Origin of the sequence: Bacillus sp. 2D03 (assembly GCF_003946765.1) — a bacterium.
Lineage (GTDB): Bacteria > Bacillota > Bacilli > Bacillales > Bacillaceae_G > Bacillus_A > Bacillus_A cereus.
The window spans coordinates 24,023-41,547 of the sequence record NZ_RPSJ01000012.1 but is presented as its reverse complement, the minus strand read 5'-3'; the positions used below and the strand labels follow the sequence as shown (position 1 = coordinate 41,547).

Genomic DNA, 17,525 nt, shown 5'->3' with positions numbered 1-17,525 from the left:
TATTATAAAAACTTTGTCTTAAATTTAGCTTAATAAAAAATTGAAAGAAATAAGATTCCTCTTATCTCTTTCAATTTTTTATTACATATACCTTTTTACTCGGCAATTCCAAACAATTTAGCTGACCACCGTACACAGCCCCGCCATCAATTCCAATAATACGATTACTACCAAAATACACTCCGCAATCCTCACTACCATGAAGCGTTTTTGTTTCCGTATGCCCAAATACAACAACCTTTTCACCGCTATATCCATTATGAAATTCATTACGGATCCACATTAACGTATATGGTTCAGATTCAGAAACTCGTTTCATCGGTTCAACCCCAGCATGTACAAATATATACTCTTCTGTTTCAATGTAATGATCTAATTCTTGAATAAACTTTATATGTTCCTCTAATACACGAGAGTGTAAAATCGGTTTTTGGAAGTCTTTGTCATTAACCGCAATATCCTCTTCTACAAATCCATAGCTATATAATGTCTTATCTCCACCATTTCTTTTTACCCAATGGTTCCATGAACGTTCCTCATTTGTCGTTAACGCCTTAATCATCATATCTTCATGATTTCCCTTTAAAATGAGTGCTCCCTCTTCTTTCAATTCTCTTACCTTTTCAATTACAGCACGCGCATTTGGACCACGATCTACATAATCTCCCAGTAAGATTAATTGATCCTGTTTCGCATCATATTGTGCTTCTTCCAATAACTGTTCGAACTTTTCTATCTCTCCATGAATATCACTAATAACAAGAATTCTTTTCATATTATCCCCCCTCTTTCTAATTATAGTTCAAAACAACAGAAACTTCCGAATCTTAATCTTAAATCAAATTTATCCCGCATTAACGGGCAGTAAGCCCCCCACTGATTACAGTTTCACTTTATTACAAACTAAACTATTATCCTTACAACAATGTAAGTCTCTTGTCATCCAATTCGATAGTTGTAATTACTGTATTTCCTTATACTGAGAGTAAGAAATGAAACAAAAAATAAGGAGAGATGAGCGATGAAAAAAGTAATGGAAGTTGTAGTAGCGGTAGTAGAGGTTTTCGTAAATGGTAAACAAGTGGCAATGGAGTTAAATAAATAATGAAAAGGACAACATTCACTCTAGACCCTTTACTCATATAAAAGAGATAAGACTTCATCATTTCTTTGATCCCTTATCTCCCTATAAAGAAAGCCGTATCCCTTTTAAGGATACGGCTTTCTCTTATTTTTGACTTGTACGAGCTGAAATGCTAATTGCTCTATCTGTTGCTTTGGCAGCTTCATCTAACGCTTCTTTACTATTCTTCCCGTCATACATCGCTTCTAATGCTTTTACAACTGCATCTCTTGATTCTGGAAATACACTAATTAAAGCACCTTGTGTTGCTGGAGATTGCTTCGTTGCTTGCAGTTGATCTACTGTTACTTTCAACTGTGGGTATTTTTCATATTGCTCTTTTACTAATGGCTCATTATATGCATCTGGATTAATTGAGAAATAGCCTGTTGCAGTATGCCATTTTGCTTGTACGTCTGGCTTCGTTAAATATTTCATAAAGTCCCAAGCACCTTGTTGCGTTTCTTCTGAAACCATATTCGTCATCCATAACGATGCTCCACCAATAACAACACCATTTTGTTTCGAATCCTCTGGATACGGAATATATGAAACACCTACATTAAACTTAGATGCATCAATTAAATCACGAACACCTGCTGAAGAATCTAAATACATAGCAACTTGTCCAGACTGGAACGCGGCACGAATATCATCCCAACTTGCTCCATACTTTCCAAGTGCGCCAGCTTTATTTAAATCATCTAACATTCCAAATACTTTCTGTCCTTCTTTACCGTTAAATACCGCCTTCTTTGCAGCATCCTTACGGCCGTTTTCGTTATCTACATATAAAGCACCTTGTGTCGCTAACAATTCTTCAAAGAACCAACCATAGTTAAGCATGGAGAATCCATATTGTTTTACATTTCCGCCTTCTTTAATCGTTAACTTTTTCGCTGCTTCTTGTAATTCCGCATATGTTTTCGGAGCTTTCTCTGGATCTAAGCCCGCCTTTGCGAAAGCATCTTTATTATAAATTAATACTGGTGTAGATGAATTAAATGGCATAGAATACATTTTTCCATCAACTGAATAATAATTTGTAATTGCTTTTTCTAATTTTGACGTATCGTACTTATCTTTTTTTATCCAGCTATCAATTGGTGTGATTTTTTTACTATCAATCATATATTTCGTTGTAATTTCACTCGATTGAACAAGAGCTGGCGCTTCTTTCGTTGCAGACATCGTTCTAAATTTCGTTAAAGACTCTTCATATGTTCCTTGGAACTCTGCCTTTATCTCATATTTATTTTGCGACTTATTATAGTCTGCAACAAGACCATCTAGTACTCCTTGTGTTTTTCCACCCATCGCATGCCAGAAGCGAATTACAGTTTTATCACCATTTTTTTCAACTGGTGCTACTTTTGCCTGTGCTTCAGGTTTTCCTTCTGTTTTACTATTTGAACAAGCGGCACTAGATAATGCCATTGTTGCTACCATTAATAGAGCAGCACCTTTTTTAACTAGACTCATTTAAATCTCACCTTCTCTTAGTTATTTAATTGCACCTTTTGTTAATCCTTGTTGTAATTGCTTTTGCCCTAAAAATAGTAAAATCAATGTTGGAATAACGATAACCGTAACACCGGCCATTACGCTTCCCCAATCAGTTGCAACTTCTTGAGACTGAAGCTGCTTCACACCGATTTGCACTGTTCTTACTTTTTCATCAGTGGTCACTAAAAGTGGCCATAAATACATATTCCATGTTGTTAAAAAGCTATATACTCCAAGCGTAATAAAACTCGTTTTACAATACGGAATTACAACGCTGAATAAAAATCTTATATTTCCAATCCCTTCAATAAACGCAGCTTCTTTCAGTTCATTCGGAAGTGTCATAAAATGTTGACGTAACAAGAAAATACCGAAAGCTGTTGCAAAAAACGGCACTGTCATCCCGGCGAAACTATTGATCCAACCAAAGTTTTGAATCGTTAAAAAGTTAGGCACCATCGTTGCTTCCCACGGAATCAGCATCGTTGAAATAAACAGGAAGAAAATTAAGTTTCTCCCTTTAAACTGAAGAAAAACAAAAGCATAAGCTGCTAAACTTGATACGATAAGTTGTCCAATCATAACGACTGTCGATACAATTAAACTGTTATATAAGTATGTAAAAAGCGGTACCTTTTGAAAAATATTAATAAAATTATCAAAAGTAAATTGAGTCGGAAATAACCTTCTCATTTGAATATCGTCTGGTGTCATAAAGCTTATTAAAAATGCATACAGTACAGGAAAAAATACCATTACTGCACTAATAATGAGCAGCATGTATAATAGGAAATTTTGTTTCCACTGTTTAACAATCATTTATAATGCACCTTTCTCTCAGCAAACTTAAATTGAAGTAATGTAGCAATGAAAATGAAAACAAATAATACCATTGCTTGTGCACTTGCTGTTCCAAATTGATGATTCACAAACGCCTCTTTGTAAATCGAGTACACAATCAAATTCGTTGCATCATTTGGTCCACCGTGCGTTAAAATATCAATTTGCCCAAAGCTTTGGAACGCACTAATTAATGTTACTGTTACAATAAAGAATAAAGTTGGTGATAGCATCGGTAATGTAACACGGCGAAGTTTATATAAATAACTAGCACCATCTATAGATGCACTCTCATATAACGACGTATCGATATTTTGTAAACCACCTAATATAACTAAAAATGCAAAACCTGTATTCACCCAAACTGTTGTAACTGATACAGAGAATAGTGCCCAGTCCGGACTCGTTAACCATGCGATTGCAGGAAGGTTCATAGAGGCTAATATATTATTAAATAATCCTACACTTGGATGAAATAAAAATAGCCAAATCACTGCACTAGCGGCTACTGATATTCCCATCGTCGAAGAAAACAGAACTCGGAATAACCCAATACCTCTTACTTTTCCATTTGCAATCAATGCAAGAAACAAAGCAAATATAATACTCGTAGGCACTGTATATAAAACAAATAATAAAGTTGATTTTATACTTTTGTAAAAGGCTGGATCAGAGAATAAGTATTGATAATTTTCTAAGCCAACGAAAAGATTAGCTTCCCCATGTATATCGGTTAAATAAAAGCTATAGTAAATCGTCCTAAACAATGGATAGAACAAAAAAATCGAAAATAACAAAATAGATGGCGCCAAAAACAATAATCCTATTCTTAAATCTTTCGTTCTCCCCCATAATTTTTTCTTTTTTGACACCTTTGTTTGAACTGGTAACTTACTTACTCCGATCATTATTTCGCCACCACTTTCAACTCTTCTTCAGCTACCACTTTTAAGCGTTCATTCGTGTTTTCATTAAAGAAGCATAACTTTTCTTGCGAGAATAATAATTTTACTTTGTCACCTTTGTTCAAGAGTAACTGTCCGATGACTTTCGCACTCCAAGTTGTTCCATTTACCGCAAAGTTCAATATAGATTCATTCCCTAATACTTCTACAGATTGCAACGTCACTTCTTGTCCCTCCTCAGACAGTGCAATATGCTCAGGGCGCATGCCTATGCGAATTGTTCCTTCTGGTAATTGCTTTAACTGTCTAATAGATAATGGAATTTGCAATTGCCCTATATGTAATACACCTTTTTCTTTATTTACTTCCCCATCATTTATATTCATAGAAGGAGAACCTATAAAGCTTGCAACAAATTCGTTTGCAGGTTCGTTATATATGTCAAGTGGTGTTCCAACTTGCTGTATACTTCCTTTATTTAAAACCATGATACGATCTCCCATAGTCATCGCTTCTATTTGATCGTGGGTAACGTAAATCATCGTAATTCCTAATCGCTGCTGAATTTCTCTAATTTCAATTCTCATTTGCGCACGTAATTTCGCATCCAAATTCGAAAGTGGTTCATCCATTAAACAGATTGGTGCTTGACTCACAATTGCCCTGGCAAGTGCAACACGCTGTCTTTGTCCGCCTGATAATTGGCCTGGTTTCATTTTCACATACTCTTTCAATCCTACCATTTCAATAGCTTCCATTAATCGCTTTTGTCGCTCTTCTTTTTGTACTTTTCTTACCTTAAGTCCAAATAAAATATTTTCTTCTACAGATAAGTGTGGATATAATGCATAATTTTGAAATACCATTGATAGATTACGGTCTTTCGGCTCTAGATCATTTGCAACACGTTCATTAATAATTAAATCTCCTGAAGAAATCTCTTCTAAGCCAGCGATCATTCGTAATAATGTGCTTTTCCCGCATCCCGAAGGTCCAACTAAAACAAAAAATTCACCCTTCTTAATATGAACCGATACGCCTTTAACCGCTGTCTCTTCTGCATTTTTATATACCTTTGAAACATTTTTCAATTCAATCACAAGGTTGCACTCCTTTTTTCTTCTTGTATCCATACTTCATAATGACTTGTTGAAATCGCACTTGCTCCTGCACGAATTGCAATTTCCGCATCTTCTCGCGTTTGAATCAACCCTCCTGCAATAATAGGAAACTCTATTTCCTCTACTAGCTGTTTAATAATAGAAGGCATAATCCCCGGCATAATCTCTACTGCATTTGGTTTAGTCGTTTTACAATTTTCAATTGATTTAGTAAGAGATAAAGTATCTACAATAAAAATACGTTGAATTGTTTTCAATCCAATTTTATTAGCATTTCGAATTGTTGAACCCTTTGTTGAAATAATACCTTGTGCCCCGATAACATCTTGAATATACAAAAGCGCTTCCTCTGTATTCGTATTTAAGCCTTGTATAAAATCACAATGAAGAAATACATCATGTCCATGTTTCTGCAATTCATATACACGCTCTGGTAATTCCAGCATTGAACCAGTCATAAGAAAAACTGTTTTCGGCAATTTTTTGTATGCTTTGTATCCTTTCCAATCCTTTATCATCGCAATATAAGGTTCTTTAAACATTTTTTCCACCTAACTGTTCTATTTTTATCCAAACTAAAAACACCTACTTACATAGAACGCCTTTCTCCTTATTTGAACTCTAGGGAATAGAGCACACCTAAGAAAGTGGCACATTATATGTAAGTGGGTGTTCTCAAATGTTCTCTACCCTATTTATTTTGTTACCTTTACTATATTACGCATTTATTAAGTCAGTTTTGATAGATTGTTAATTAGGTGTTAATCGAATGTTAATATTCACCATATTTTCTTAATATTAATCTAGATATACAAATAAATCCCAACGGCAAACAACTATCTTTAAAATTTAAGTGATATGCAAATTCATTCCATAGTTAATTAGTTTTAGTTTTCTCGCAACGGCTTGTGAAGCATAATTATTCCAAGAAGTACTATAAAGTGGAATGCTTTTTTCTTCTTGTATTGATATCGCCCAGGCTGTAACACCATCAGTACCATATCCGTTCCCTTGAAACTCCGCTAAAGTTTCCACACTTGCCTCAGCAGCTACGGGCGTACTTCTGGCACTGCAACAAACAGAAACTCCCTTTTCATTTTTTACAATTGCAAAATAAGGTTTCCTCCTTATTTACTCCATTTACCATCCATTCATAATCTATTTTTCATATTCAAAATAAAAATCCCATTCAAATACACATTACTGAATCCATCATACTAACTGATTTCTTCATTCTGTCTATCTAAATGGGATTATTTTTCGTTTTTTACTCTACTGGTTGTTGTGGCTGTACTACTTCATTCGCTCCAGCTACCCTCAACATATTTACAATATCTTTAAAACCTCTTTTTTCAGCGTATTGCAGTGGCGTCAGATGTTCCTTGTTAGCCATATTTACATCTGCACCGTGATCAATAAGCAATTGAATTACTTTCTTATGGTTTTCACTACCATTTCCTAATACAATTGCTTCTAATAGCGCTGTTCCACCACGTTCATTTTTATAATTCACATCAATATCTGTATGCTCTAATAATTCTTTAACAACCTCTACATGGCCACGCTCAGATGCAGAAATAAGTGCTGTCCCACCTGACCTAGTCGTTTCTTTTGTATTAACTCCTGCATTAATTAATACTTTTACAATATCCGTATATCCTTCTCTACTTGCATAAAGAAGTGGATTACTTTTTTTCTCATCTTTAATTTCAATATTAGCACCTGCACCAATTAATGCTTTAACTGTCTCTACATGATTTTGGTACGTTGCTGCAAGGACAGGCGTTTCTCCGTTGTCACCTTCTACGTTTATATTCGCTCCATCCTGAATCAACTTCATAGCTGTCTCTGTGTCTCCAAGAGTAGCTGAAAGTAACAACTGTTTGTCCATTAAATTTATACTTTTCTCTTCTTTAGATTCTTCCTGTTCTTTATGCTTCTCTTTTTTCTTTTCATTTTTCACATGAACCGGTTTCGATTCTGGTTCTTCTTGCTTATCGCAAGCTACTACCGTCATTAAAAGTCCTAATAAAATACATAATAAAATTTTTTGTTTTCTCACAACTACAGCTCCTATGAAAGATAATGTTTTCTTAACCATTCCTCCATCACATACAATAACTCTTCTTGAGTACATTTATCCATAAGCCCTTTATATTCCTTCTTTAATCGGATTATCTTAAGCTTATACTATGTTTCTCAACCTATTGAAATGATACGCCTGATGGCCCCATCATTAACATTATGAAGCAATTAGTTTAGCACGTTTTTACCGCATTTGTATACATTTCTAAAAAGTACATAAAGTGAAACTTTAATTAGTGGGGGTTTTGTTCATCCACCACTAATTATTAGCCCACACCAATCGGGATTTTACGGGCAGCCCGACTCCACCTAACTTCTTTGCTTTCACTAAATTTTGAGGTGGGGATCTTACTGCCCGTTAATGCGGGATAAATGATTGCTTTAGGTTACTATATTCCATTGTAACCGTTCTTCTAAAAATTTTACACCTTTTCTATATTTGCACCTGAGTAATAATAGAAAAAGACAACTATATAGTTGTCTTTTTCTATCATTAATGATGTCCACCATGATTTCCTGCTTTCGGTTTCCCCATCATCTCTTTATTCATTTCCCATTTATGCTCTGCTAGCTCTTTATATGAAAGAACTTTCCCCTTATAGTTAGATACAAAGCTCTCTGCATCTTTTTTATTTTTAAATGAAATGACATTATAAGCCATCGGTGTCGTTATTGTTTTATCATATACGTAAGTAGCGTCTTCTAACGAAATCCAATCTTTCGAATCATAATCTCGAACAAATTTCTCTTTCGTCTTTTCACCTGAGTTGATCTCCATCCATTTATACATACAACCGATATCATCAAACTTTAACGCTTTTCCATTTTCTAAAATAATTTCTGTTGCAAATTGATTATCTGTTACCCCAATTTGACAAATATCACATTTATCATGTTTCTCATCAATGGCAACAGCTGCTGTTTCCTTTTTCCCACACCCGACTACCGTAAATACGAAACATAAACATATAGCAAGTACGACATATTTTACTTTCATCAATATTCCTCCCTAGAAACCATATACTCCACGAAAAGAATACCAAAAGGTTGTGTGAGATTTGTGAAAAAACAATGTGCTTTTTGTAATATAGGAAACAAACAAAGATGTGTAGTTATTTCTACACATCTCTCATCACTCGCAACCTGTAATTAACAAATCATCTTCTAACTTAACTAATAATGTATCCGCACTAATTTCCTGTCCAACTTCTACATTTACCAATCTTATATTTCCACTAATCCCGACTGCGATTTTTTTAAGCTCACCGTCATTTTTTCGGATCACCAGTAATTTTTCCCATTCATATACGTAAGAAGATTCATTAATAAAAATCTCCTCTACTTTTCCTTCATAAGAGCTATAAATCTCTTCAATTCTCGTTTTCATATAACATCTACTCCCTATTTCACACTTCACTATTTTCATCTTATTCTACCATTCTTACGAGGAGCAGCTTACTTTTTAAAAATTCAAATTAACTACCGTGAACAAAATGAACAAAATAAAAATTATGCTTCTAATGATGTTATTTTTCAAATTATTTACCATTTGAATAGATGCTTTTATTATAAATAAAAAACCTTTTTCTGAATTTTTATTCTATTTTGAAAGCGCAATCATTCTTTTGAGGGGGAAATTACATGTTAGCACTACTTGGATTTGCGATGGTATTTGTCTTTATGTTTTTAATTATGACGAAACGTATGTCAGCGCTAGTAGCATTAATATTAATTCCGAGTGTTTTTGCATTAATTGGCGGATTCTATGCCAATATGGGGCCTATGATGTTAGAGGGGATTCAAAAATTAGCACCTACTGGTATTATGCTTATGTTCGCTATTTTATATTTTGGGATTATGATTGATAGCGGTTTATTCGATCCTGTCATTAGTAAGATTTTAAAATTTGTAAAAGGAGATCCTTTAAAAATCGTTGTCGGAACGGCTATATTGACTATTATCGTCTCTCTAGATGGTGACGGTACAACAACATACATGATTACAGTTTCCGCAATGTATCCACTATATAAGCGCCTTGGAATGAACCCCCTCATATTAGCTGGAGTTGTTATGTTAGGGGCGGGGGTAACAAATCTTACACCTTGGGGTGGACCCACAGCTCGTGTTATGAGCGCACTTGGACTTGAGGCTTCTGAATTATTTACACCTCTTATTCCAGGAATGATTGCTGGTGCAATTTGGGTCATTTTCGTTGCTTACTATCTTGGAAAAAAAGAAAGAAAACGTTTAGGAATTATGGATGTACAGTATTTAAAACAAATGCAAACAATGGATGAGCAAGCTGCAACTGTCGAAGCCGCAGTGCATAAACGCCCTAAACTTCTATGGATTAACTTTTTATTAACCGCTACATTACTTGTCTGTCTCATACTAGAAGTTATGCCGTTACCTGTTTTATTTACAGTCGCTTTCGCTATTGCTGTTATGATTAACTACCCAAACTTAGAACAACAAAAAGAGCGTATTGCTTCTCACGCAGGAAACGTATTAGCGGTTGTTTCTCTCGTATTTGCCGCTGGGATTTTCACTGGAATTTTATCAGGAACAAAAATGGTAGATGCAATGGCTAAAAGTGTAGTAACTCTTATACCAGACGCTCTTGGACCACAACTACCAATTATTACAGCACTTCTTAGTATGCCATTCACATTTTTCATGTCCAATGATGCATTTTACTTTGGGGTATTACCTATTTTAACTAAGGCTGCTGCTACTTACGGAATTAGTGCAGCTGAAATGGGACGTGCTTCCTTACTTGGGCAACCCGTTCACTTATTAAGTCCTCTTGTTGCATCCACTTATTTATTAGTTGGGATGGCAAAAGTTGATTTTGGTGAACATCAACGTTTTACTTTATTGTGGGCAGTTGGAACGACAATGGTGATGTTGATTACTGGAATTGTAATTGGGATTATTCCAATATAAGACGCAAAAAACAGTAGAAGAAATAAATCCTCTACTGTTTTTTATTATGAAGAAACAAGAAAATACCGTCTCTCCGGTCTCCCAACACTTCCATATATTAGCTCTGCGTGGACTTTCTTCCCAGATATCAAATACTCTAAATAGCGCCTTGCAGTTGATCGACTTACGCCTACCATTGAACTTAGTACCTCTGCTGTAATCCCTTCTTCATTAACTGTTAACATATGTTTTTTTATTTTTGCTAAAGTTAAGGGGTCTATCCCTTTCGGGGCATATTCCATTTCATTTCCCTTTACGCCTCTTTGAGACCATAAATGTTCTATTTGTTCTGTAGATAATTGATTATTTTTCTTCAGCTGCACAATCTTTTTTTGATAACTTTCCAAACTCGCCTTAAATCGATCAAACATTAGTGGCTTTACAATATAATCTGTTACTCCGCCCCGCAGGGCGTGCCTCACTACATCTGTTTCCGATGCCGCTGTAATCATAATAATATCTGTATCGTGCAAATGATTCCTAATATATGTGACAAGTTCCGTTCCTTGCATATCAGGTAAGTACACATCTAATAACACGAGCTGTGGCTTCACAAGCTCTAGCCATTCTTTCGCTTGTTCTCCAGTCGTTGCCGTTCCAATTACTTTAAATCCCTCAATTTTTTCAGTAAAACGACGATGAATATCAGCAATCCGAATATCATCTTCTACAATTAATACTTCAATCTCCTCACCCATTACTATTCGCCTCTCTCTTTCGGTAGTGCAATAATAAATAACGCACCACCTAAATCCCCTTTTTCAATTGCAATACTTCCATTTAAATCTTCTACTAACTCTTTCACTTTTGCTAATCCATATCCTCGCTCTCCTCCTTCTTTCGTCGAAAAGCCTTTATAGAATATGCTAGTAATTATTTCATCATGAATCCCTTGCCCTGAATCTTCCACTTCAATTACTATTTCTTCTCCAATATCAGTTACAAACATCCTTACTGTCTTATCATTCTCTTCATTTTTTTCAATTGCTTCAAATGCATTCGTAATTAAATTTCCTAAAATAGAAACGACATAATTACTCTCAATATGTGGACTTAATTTGTCTAAACCACTTTCTCTATCTAGCATAAAATCAATCTTCAACTCTCGTGCTCTATTATAAAATCCAATTAAAATTCCACCTAGCCATGGATTTTGAATCCGCTTCATAATAAATTGAACAAAATCTTGATATACCGCTGTTTCCTTATGAATAAGCTCTAAAGCATCTTCGTATGATTCTAATTGAATAAGACCTGAAAGTGTATACAATAAATTGTTATATTCGTGCGCTTGCGCTCGTAATGCCTCTGTATATTGCTTCGTCTGAGATAATTCTGCTGTTAACTGATCCATTTCAGATTTCAAACGTAAGCTCGATACAACGCCAGTTACTTTATTCTTTACTTTAATAGGTAGACGGTTCGCAATAACAGCCTGTCCTTTTATATTTAATTGGCGATCAAACTGTTTTTCACCAGTTTGAAGTACATCTAGTATCGTTGAATTAGGAATTACATTTAAAATAAATTCCCCAATAATATTTTGTTGTTTATCTAGCGAAAGAATATCATAAGCTGCTTGATTGACTAAACTAATCATGCCATTTTTATCGATTACAATAATCCCTTCACGTACAGATTGAATCACTGTACTATGCTCTTCATATAAAGATGAAATTTCTTCTGGTTCCATCCCGAACATCATTCTTTTTATACTTGCCGCTAAATATATAGAGCCAATTACTCCAATTAATAGCCCTATTATTGTAATCCAAAATACACGCTTTCCATACACTTCTATCGCTCCATGAATATCGTCCATTGAAAATCCAACAGACACCACACCAATGATTTCATTTTCCTGATTACGGATTGGAACTTTTCCACGTAATGAAGGGCCTAATGATCCAGTTGCTTTCGAAACATATGATTTTCCTTCTAATAAAACACCTTTGTTATCTCCACCAATCATCGCTTCTCCTATTTTATCTCGCTCAGGATGTGCATATCGAATCCCCTCTTTATTTCCAACTACAATGAAGTCAGCCTCTGTATCCATTCGAATTCTTTCTGCAATCGGCTGAATGATAGAAGCTGGGTTTTCTTTTTGAAAAGCTTCCTTTATTTCAGGTATAGCAGCAACTGTTTTCGCAACATGCAAAGCTCGTTTCCCAATTTGCTCTTCTACCGTTTCAGATAATATGTAATAAAATAAATAACTCGTTAGCATAAGTACAACTAAAATAAGTGTACTTATAGTTAATGTAATTCTCGGTTGGAGTTTTAATTTTTTAAATTTCAAAACCATTCCCCTAACATGATTAAAGATAGAATTTAAAGAATATACAGTCTCTTTAATTATACTTAATCATAACACGGTTACTCTATATTTCTTTCTTTTTCTCTTCATAAAAAAAGAAACGAAGTAAAATTATTACCTCGTTTCTTAATATTTGTTATTACACTTTAAACTTACCAATCATCTCTTGTAATTCTTCTGCCATTTGTGATAAATGAACTGCTGCTGCATTTATTTCATCTACTGAAGCTAATTGTTCCTCAGAGGAACCAGCAATATTTTGAACACTTGCTGCATTTTCTTCAATCGTAGCTGCAATTTCATTAATAGATGCACTTACTTGTTTTGCATCTACCGTCATTTGTTTTGCTACATCTACCATGCTATCAATTTGTACAACTGTATCATTTGTAGACTTCAATATTTCGGCAAAGCTTTGCTTCGTTTCATTTGCAACTACAAGTCCTGATTGTACTTCTACTCCAACTTGATTCATAGAGCTTACTGTTTCTTTTATATCAAATTGAATCTCTTTCACTAGTTTCCCAATTTCCGTAGAAGACTGTCCTGATTGTTCTGCTAGCTTTCGCACTTCATCTGCTACAATTGCAAATCCTCTTCCTTGCTCTCCAGCTCTCGCAGCCTCAATTGCCGCATTTAACGCTAATAAATTTGTCTGTTCAGCAATATGTTGAATCACTTCAAGGATTGCTCCAATTTGTTTCGACTTATCGTCTAACAAACCAATGATTTTGTCTGACTGCGAAACAGACTCATGAATTAATTGCATTTGATTCACAGTTTGTTCAACTAACTTCCCACCATTTTCAGCTTTTTTCTTCGTATACATAGAGGCTGTAGATACTAATGAAGAACTATCTGCAACACGCTGAATTCCTTCTGTAACTTCTTCTAACAATGTTGCTCCTTCTTCAACTTCTTTCGTTTGTATTTCTGCACCACTTGATACTTGCTCTATGGCCTGTGTAATTTGTTCCGTTGCTTCGCTTGTCTGCTTCATACTAGCTGTTAATTCTTCTGAAGATGCCGCTACATGACTTGCTGAAGTGTTTATATTGGAAATGACACTTTGTAACGATGCAGCCATCTCGTTAAAACTTTCTCCTAGCTGTCCAATTTCATCTTTAGAATGAACTGTAATTGACTCTGTTAAATCGCCTTCACTAATCTTTTTCGATGATATAACAAGTTGTTTTAACGGATTAATAATAGAAGCAATTATGAAGTAAATTAAAATCCCACCAATTACTAATGAAATACCAATAACAGTTATTGTTTTATAGAAAATAGGGTTAGCTGCTTCGATAATTTCTTTTGAAGGCATAATTCCTGCTATTTTCCATCCAGTCTGCTTATTTGTTATAAAGGTAATATTGCGATCATCACCATCAAGTTTGAATTTAAAATCACCTGTTTCTTGTTTATACAATTCCTTCTCCACTTTTTCTTCTACCTTGTCACCTGGCTTCATCGTCGGATGCGCTATTACATTTTTAGATTGGTCAAAGATTGCTACATATCCTTTTTTGCCGATATTGACCATTTTTGAAGTATTTACAATATCATTAATAATTAAATCAATACCGAGAACACCACTTTTATCCTCATTTTGTTTTGCTATTGTAATAACAATATTCCCTGTTGTACTTGACTTATATGGGGCTGTGATAACCACTTCTCCGCTTTTTTTCGCTGCTTCTTTATACCAATCTCTTTCGGTAGGATTATACCCATCTGGCATTTGAATAGACGGTGATTGAATAAATTGTCCCGTACTAGATCCCGTATAAACTGCTTCTATTTCTGGATGTAATTTATTATATTCTTCTAATTTATTTTGCACATTTTGGAGCTGATCAGTTCCGTAACTTACTCCATTAAATAACTTTGTAAAATATACTGCGTCTACCTTTTTACTGTCTATCTCTTTGTTAATAACATTATTTAAAATCTTTACGTTATCTTCCGCTGATTGTAAAATTGTTTCGTTAAAATTTGTCTTCGCTTGTTGATAAGACGTCCAACCAATTACAATACTTGGAAAAATTAAAACAATAACAAATGATACAAGTAACTTTGCTTTTAAACTACTTCCCCTTAATTTCCCTTGAAGCATATTCCTACCCCTCCATACCGTTTTAAATGTAATTATTTCACATTTAATTTATTTATATAAATTACACGATTAATTGCATTAACTCTTTTTCTATTAAAGAGTTAATACATACCTTTTTTATTCTATATAAATTAAATAATTAAAACAATATATAAAAATGTATATTATTCGAAATATTATAATCCACAGAAGAACCTCTAGCATCGTACTTACTAGAGGTCTCTCCCGCCTTACTATTCTTTCTCTTTTTCTACTTCCTTTTTCTCATCTTCTACTACAGATACAACAGGTTTATCGCTTGATAATTGCTGTACTGCTCCTTTTCCAGCAAATCCTTCTAATAACTCTTTTAAATCAATGCCAGAAGATGCTTTTAACGTTTCTTGCATCGTTGCCATTAAATCAGTCGCATAACCTGCAACTTTTCCGGCGCCGCTATTTTTACCACCGCCACTTGTATCGACAACTGTAATTTTATCAATATTGCTAAGTGGGCTTGCAATTTCTTTCGCATAACTTGGAAGCATTTTAAGAACCATATCCATAATTGCCGCTTGGCCATATAACTCGAATGCCTCTGCAATTTTTTGTTTCGCTTCTGCCTCTGCTAAACCTTTTAATCTAATAACATCCGCTTCCGCTGTACCTTGTGCTTTTTGTACTTCTGCTTTTGCTTGACCTTGCGCTTTTTCAATTTCCGCCTTCGCTAAACCTTCTACACGTACTTCTTCTGCACGAGCTCTCGCTTCAGCTTCAATCTTATATTGATCCGCATCTGCCTTTTTAATTTGTTTCACTTTTTCTGCTTCCGCTGATTGCTCAACAGCATAGCGATCTGCATCTGCTTTTTTCTTAACTTCTGCATCATATTGCTTCTCACGACGCGCAATCTCTTTTTCTTCTAATTCAATTTGTTTCTCACGCTCAATGATTTTAACGCGCATTTGCTCTTCTGTAACACCTTGTTGTGCTTTCGCCTGTTGTAATTCGTAAGAAAGATCCGCGTCTGCTCGAGCTTGTTCTTGCTCTCTCTTATAAGATTGTACTTTTAATTCTTTATGTTTTTCAGCTTCAGCGATTTGAGCATCACGTTGATATTCAGCTTCTTTTGCTTCTTTCTCAGCACGAGCTTTTTCAATACGAGCTTCTTTTTCACGCTCTGCATTCGCAATTGTTGCATCACGCTTCACTGTCGCAATTTGCGGCTGACCAAGTGCATCTAAGTAACCATTCTTATCCATAATTTCTTTAATTGTAAAGGAAACGATGCGAAGACCCATTTTCTTTAAATCAGTAGAAGCTACTTCATGTACTTTTTGAGCAAATTGCTCTCTATTACTATACGCATCTTCTACTGTCATAGAAGATAAAATCGCACGTAAATGACCTTCTAAAACTTCTTTTGCTTCTACTTTTAACTCTTCTGTTTCTTTTCCTAAATATTGCTCAGCTGCTGTAGATACTTCTTCAATCGTAGAACCTACTTTAATAATAGAAACACCATTTACTGTAACTGGAACACCTTGTTTCGTATACGTATCACGTGTACCCACTTCTAACTTATAGTTTAATAGGCTTAAAGGCTCTGCTCGTTGCATAATTGGAACTACGAATGTACCGCCACCGCGAATAATCTTAATCTTCTTTCCATCATCAGTGGTAACTACATTTTTTCCGCCACCAAGCCAGTTCCCTGTAACAATTAACGCTTCATCTGGTCCAACTGTTCGATACTTCGTAATGAATACTAAAATGAGTAGAATTAAAATTGCGAGTAACACTCCACCAATAATTAATGGAATCGTCATGTGAATTCCCCCTTATAATTTTGGTTTTTTTAAAGAATAAGCGATGTTTTGTACAAGTAAAACACCATCTTGGACTCCCTCGATAATAACTTCAGTTCCTTGTGAAATATCTTTTTTCCCAATTGTTTTAGCTGGAATTGCATTACTTCCAAATTGAGAGGAGATTAGTACTTCTCCAAATCCTTCTGTAGGAATTGTTGTAATGACTTCCCCCTTGCAACCTATGAACTCATCCATACGTTGCACAGTATTTTGCTCTGCTTCTGCAATCGGCTTTAAAATTAGTATTTTCATTATGAATACACCAATAAAGGATATAGCACATGCAGCCCCGAAAATAAGAATGCTATTAAAGGAAAATAAATATTCTCCTATATAACTAAGTCCACATAACATGGCGAAAAAACTAAGTAATAAAGTAACAACGGATACCGATCCGCCTCCAAAACTAAATATGGATTCAAATATATCTCCAAAAAAGATATAAATCACAGTGAGTATAGTAGCAATAATAAATCCGTATAAATAAATTGTTTCAAGTGGATAACCAAACAAAACCATTTCTTATCCCCCTCTCTTAAACAATCCCTTTTTTGTTATGTGTATGCCCCACCTCTTTCAAAGATTATTGTTCTTAATTTTCAGTTATTTATTTTTTAAAGAAAAGCCTGTAAGACAGGCCCCCTAAAAAAGAACAGGAGAAGCCTATTGTGACA

The 17,525-nt window shown here is 34.9% G+C and carries 15 protein-coding genes and 2 pseudogenes; 1 reads left to right on the top strand and 16 read right to left on the bottom strand.

All coding sequences use genetic code 11. The annotated features are described in order from the left end of the window. Positions 1-70: 70 nt before the first annotated feature. From EBQ15_RS23465 to EBQ15_RS23420, 10 genes and pseudogenes are all read right to left on the bottom strand, one after another. A complete protein-coding gene (locus EBQ15_RS23465; RefSeq protein WP_000821967.1) occupies positions 71-775 on the bottom strand; it encodes a metallophosphoesterase family protein in 705 nt (234 codons plus the stop codon). Between the two features lie 453 nt (positions 776-1,228). Next, positions 1,229-2,605: an ABC transporter substrate-binding protein gene (locus EBQ15_RS23460; RefSeq protein WP_000060602.1), complete on the bottom strand. Its 1,377-nt coding sequence runs from the start codon at positions 2,603-2,605 to the stop codon at positions 1,229-1,231. 21 nt (positions 2,606-2,626) lie between these two features. After that, positions 2,627-3,448: a carbohydrate ABC transporter permease gene (locus EBQ15_RS23455; protein WP_000635946.1), complete on the bottom strand. Its 822-nt coding sequence runs from the start codon at positions 3,446-3,448 to the stop codon at positions 2,627-2,629. Beyond that, entirely contained in the window at positions 3,445-4,377 is a 933-nt protein-coding gene (locus tag EBQ15_RS23450; RefSeq protein ID WP_000580652.1) for a carbohydrate ABC transporter permease, read from the bottom strand. Before EBQ15_RS23450 ends, EBQ15_RS23455 begins: the two co-directional genes overlap by 4 nt. Further along, complete coding sequence (locus EBQ15_RS23445) at positions 4,377-5,474, bottom strand: ABC transporter ATP-binding protein (protein WP_000571387.1); 1,098 nt, start codon at positions 5,472-5,474, stop codon at positions 4,377-4,379. The genes EBQ15_RS23450 and EBQ15_RS23445 overlap by 1 nt, the downstream gene beginning before the upstream one ends. After that, positions 5,471-6,037 carry a glycerol-3-phosphate responsive antiterminator gene (locus tag EBQ15_RS23440; RefSeq protein ID WP_000472003.1) on the bottom strand — a complete coding sequence of 189 codons (567 nt, stop codon included), beginning with the start codon at positions 6,035-6,037 and terminating at the stop codon, positions 5,471-5,473. The genes EBQ15_RS23445 and EBQ15_RS23440 overlap by 4 nt, the downstream gene beginning before the upstream one ends. A 307-nt stretch (positions 6,038-6,344) precedes the next feature. After that, a pseudogene (locus EBQ15_RS23435) lies at positions 6,345-6,620 on the bottom strand (GNAT family N-acetyltransferase); the annotation flags it as partial. 142 nt (positions 6,621-6,762) lie between these two features. Beyond that, positions 6,763-7,632, bottom strand: a complete 870-nt coding sequence (locus tag EBQ15_RS23430; protein ID WP_000287336.1) for an ankyrin repeat domain-containing protein — start codon at positions 7,630-7,632, stop codon at positions 6,763-6,765. Between the two features lie 441 nt (positions 7,633-8,073). Then, positions 8,074-8,577 carry a nitrous oxide reductase accessory protein NosL gene (locus EBQ15_RS23425; protein WP_000865666.1) on the bottom strand — a complete coding sequence of 168 codons (504 nt, stop codon included), beginning with the start codon at positions 8,575-8,577 and terminating at the stop codon, positions 8,074-8,076. Between the two features lie 135 nt (positions 8,578-8,712). After that, positions 8,713-8,967, bottom strand: coding sequence for a hypothetical protein (locus EBQ15_RS23420; protein ID WP_000857381.1), 255 nt, complete (start codon positions 8,965-8,967; stop codon positions 8,713-8,715). A gap of 254 nt (positions 8,968-9,221) precedes the next feature. On the opposite strand from EBQ15_RS23420, the gene EBQ15_RS23415 reads away from it, so the two are divergent. Further along, positions 9,222-10,526 (top strand): CitMHS family transporter, encoded by a 1,305-nt coding sequence (locus tag EBQ15_RS23415; RefSeq protein WP_000880471.1) that lies wholly within the window; start codon positions 9,222-9,224, stop codon positions 10,524-10,526. Between the two features lie 44 nt (positions 10,527-10,570). Here the strand turns inward: EBQ15_RS23415 and EBQ15_RS23410 are convergent, their stop codons facing one another. The 6 genes and pseudogenes from EBQ15_RS23410 to EBQ15_RS23390 form a co-directional block, all read right to left on the bottom strand. Continuing rightward, positions 10,571-11,263 (bottom strand): response regulator, encoded by a 693-nt coding sequence (locus tag EBQ15_RS23410; protein WP_000503470.1) that lies wholly within the window; start codon positions 11,261-11,263, stop codon positions 10,571-10,573. A 2-nt stretch (positions 11,264-11,265) separates the two neighbouring features. Next, positions 11,266-12,873 (bottom strand): ATP-binding protein, encoded by a 1,608-nt coding sequence (locus EBQ15_RS23405; protein ID WP_001999033.1) that lies wholly within the window; start codon positions 12,871-12,873, stop codon positions 11,266-11,268. Positions 12,874-13,024: 151 nt separating this feature from the next. Next, positions 13,025-13,885 carry a methyl-accepting chemotaxis protein gene (locus EBQ15_RS32120; RefSeq protein ID WP_372476520.1) on the bottom strand — a complete coding sequence of 287 codons (861 nt, stop codon included), beginning with the start codon at positions 13,883-13,885 and terminating at the stop codon, positions 13,025-13,027. Positions 13,886-13,966: 81 nt separating this feature from the next. Continuing rightward, positions 13,967-15,001, bottom strand: a pseudogene (locus EBQ15_RS32115) (HAMP domain-containing protein); the annotation flags it as partial. Positions 15,002-15,234: 233 nt separating this feature from the next. Next, complete coding sequence (locus EBQ15_RS23395; RefSeq protein WP_000155007.1) at positions 15,235-16,809, bottom strand: flotillin family protein; 1,575 nt, start codon at positions 16,807-16,809, stop codon at positions 15,235-15,237. A gap of 12 nt (positions 16,810-16,821) precedes the next feature. Further along, positions 16,822-17,370, bottom strand: a complete 549-nt coding sequence (locus tag EBQ15_RS23390; protein ID WP_000242438.1) for an NfeD family protein — start codon at positions 17,368-17,370, stop codon at positions 16,822-16,824. Positions 17,371-17,525: the final 155 nt, after the last annotated feature.

Coding starts and splice junctions, on each gene's coding strand:
- EBQ15_RS23415 (WP_000880471.1), top strand. CDS start 9,222: ATGTTAGCACTACTTGGATTTGCGATGGTATTTGTCTTTATGTTTTTA.
- EBQ15_RS23460 (WP_000060602.1), bottom strand. CDS start 2,605: ATGAGTCTAGTTAAAAAAGGTGCTGCTCTATTAATGGTAGCAACAATG.
- EBQ15_RS23430 (WP_000287336.1), bottom strand. CDS start 7,632: ATGTACTCAAGAAGAGTTATTGTATGTGATGGAGGAATGGTTAAGAAA.
- EBQ15_RS23425 (WP_000865666.1), bottom strand. CDS start 8,577: ATGAAAGTAAAATATGTCGTACTTGCTATATGTTTATGTTTCGTATTT.
- EBQ15_RS32120 (WP_372476520.1), bottom strand. CDS start 13,885: ATGAAGCAGACAAGCGAAGCAACGGAACAAATTACACAGGCCATAGAG.
- EBQ15_RS23465 (WP_000821967.1), bottom strand. CDS start 775: ATGAAAAGAATTCTTGTTATTAGTGATATTCATGGAGAGATAGAAAAG.
- EBQ15_RS23405 (WP_001999033.1), bottom strand. CDS start 12,873: ATGGTTTTGAAATTTAAAAAATTAAAACTCCAACCGAGAATTACATTA.
- EBQ15_RS23455 (WP_000635946.1), bottom strand. CDS start 3,448: ATGATTGTTAAACAGTGGAAACAAAATTTCCTATTATACATGCTGCTC.
- EBQ15_RS23390 (WP_000242438.1), bottom strand. CDS start 17,370: ATGGTTTTGTTTGGTTATCCACTTGAAACAATTTATTTATACGGATTT.
- EBQ15_RS23410 (WP_000503470.1), bottom strand. CDS start 11,263: ATGGGTGAGGAGATTGAAGTATTAATTGTAGAAGATGATATTCGGATT.
- EBQ15_RS23420 (WP_000857381.1), bottom strand. CDS start 8,967: ATGAAAACGAGAATTGAAGAGATTTATAGCTCTTATGAAGGAAAAGTA.
- EBQ15_RS23440 (WP_000472003.1), bottom strand. CDS start 6,037: ATGTTTAAAGAACCTTATATTGCGATGATAAAGGATTGGAAAGGATAC.
- EBQ15_RS23395 (WP_000155007.1), bottom strand. CDS start 16,809: ATGACGATTCCATTAATTATTGGTGGAGTGTTACTCGCAATTTTAATT.
- EBQ15_RS23450 (WP_000580652.1), bottom strand. CDS start 4,377: ATGATCGGAGTAAGTAAGTTACCAGTTCAAACAAAGGTGTCAAAAAAG.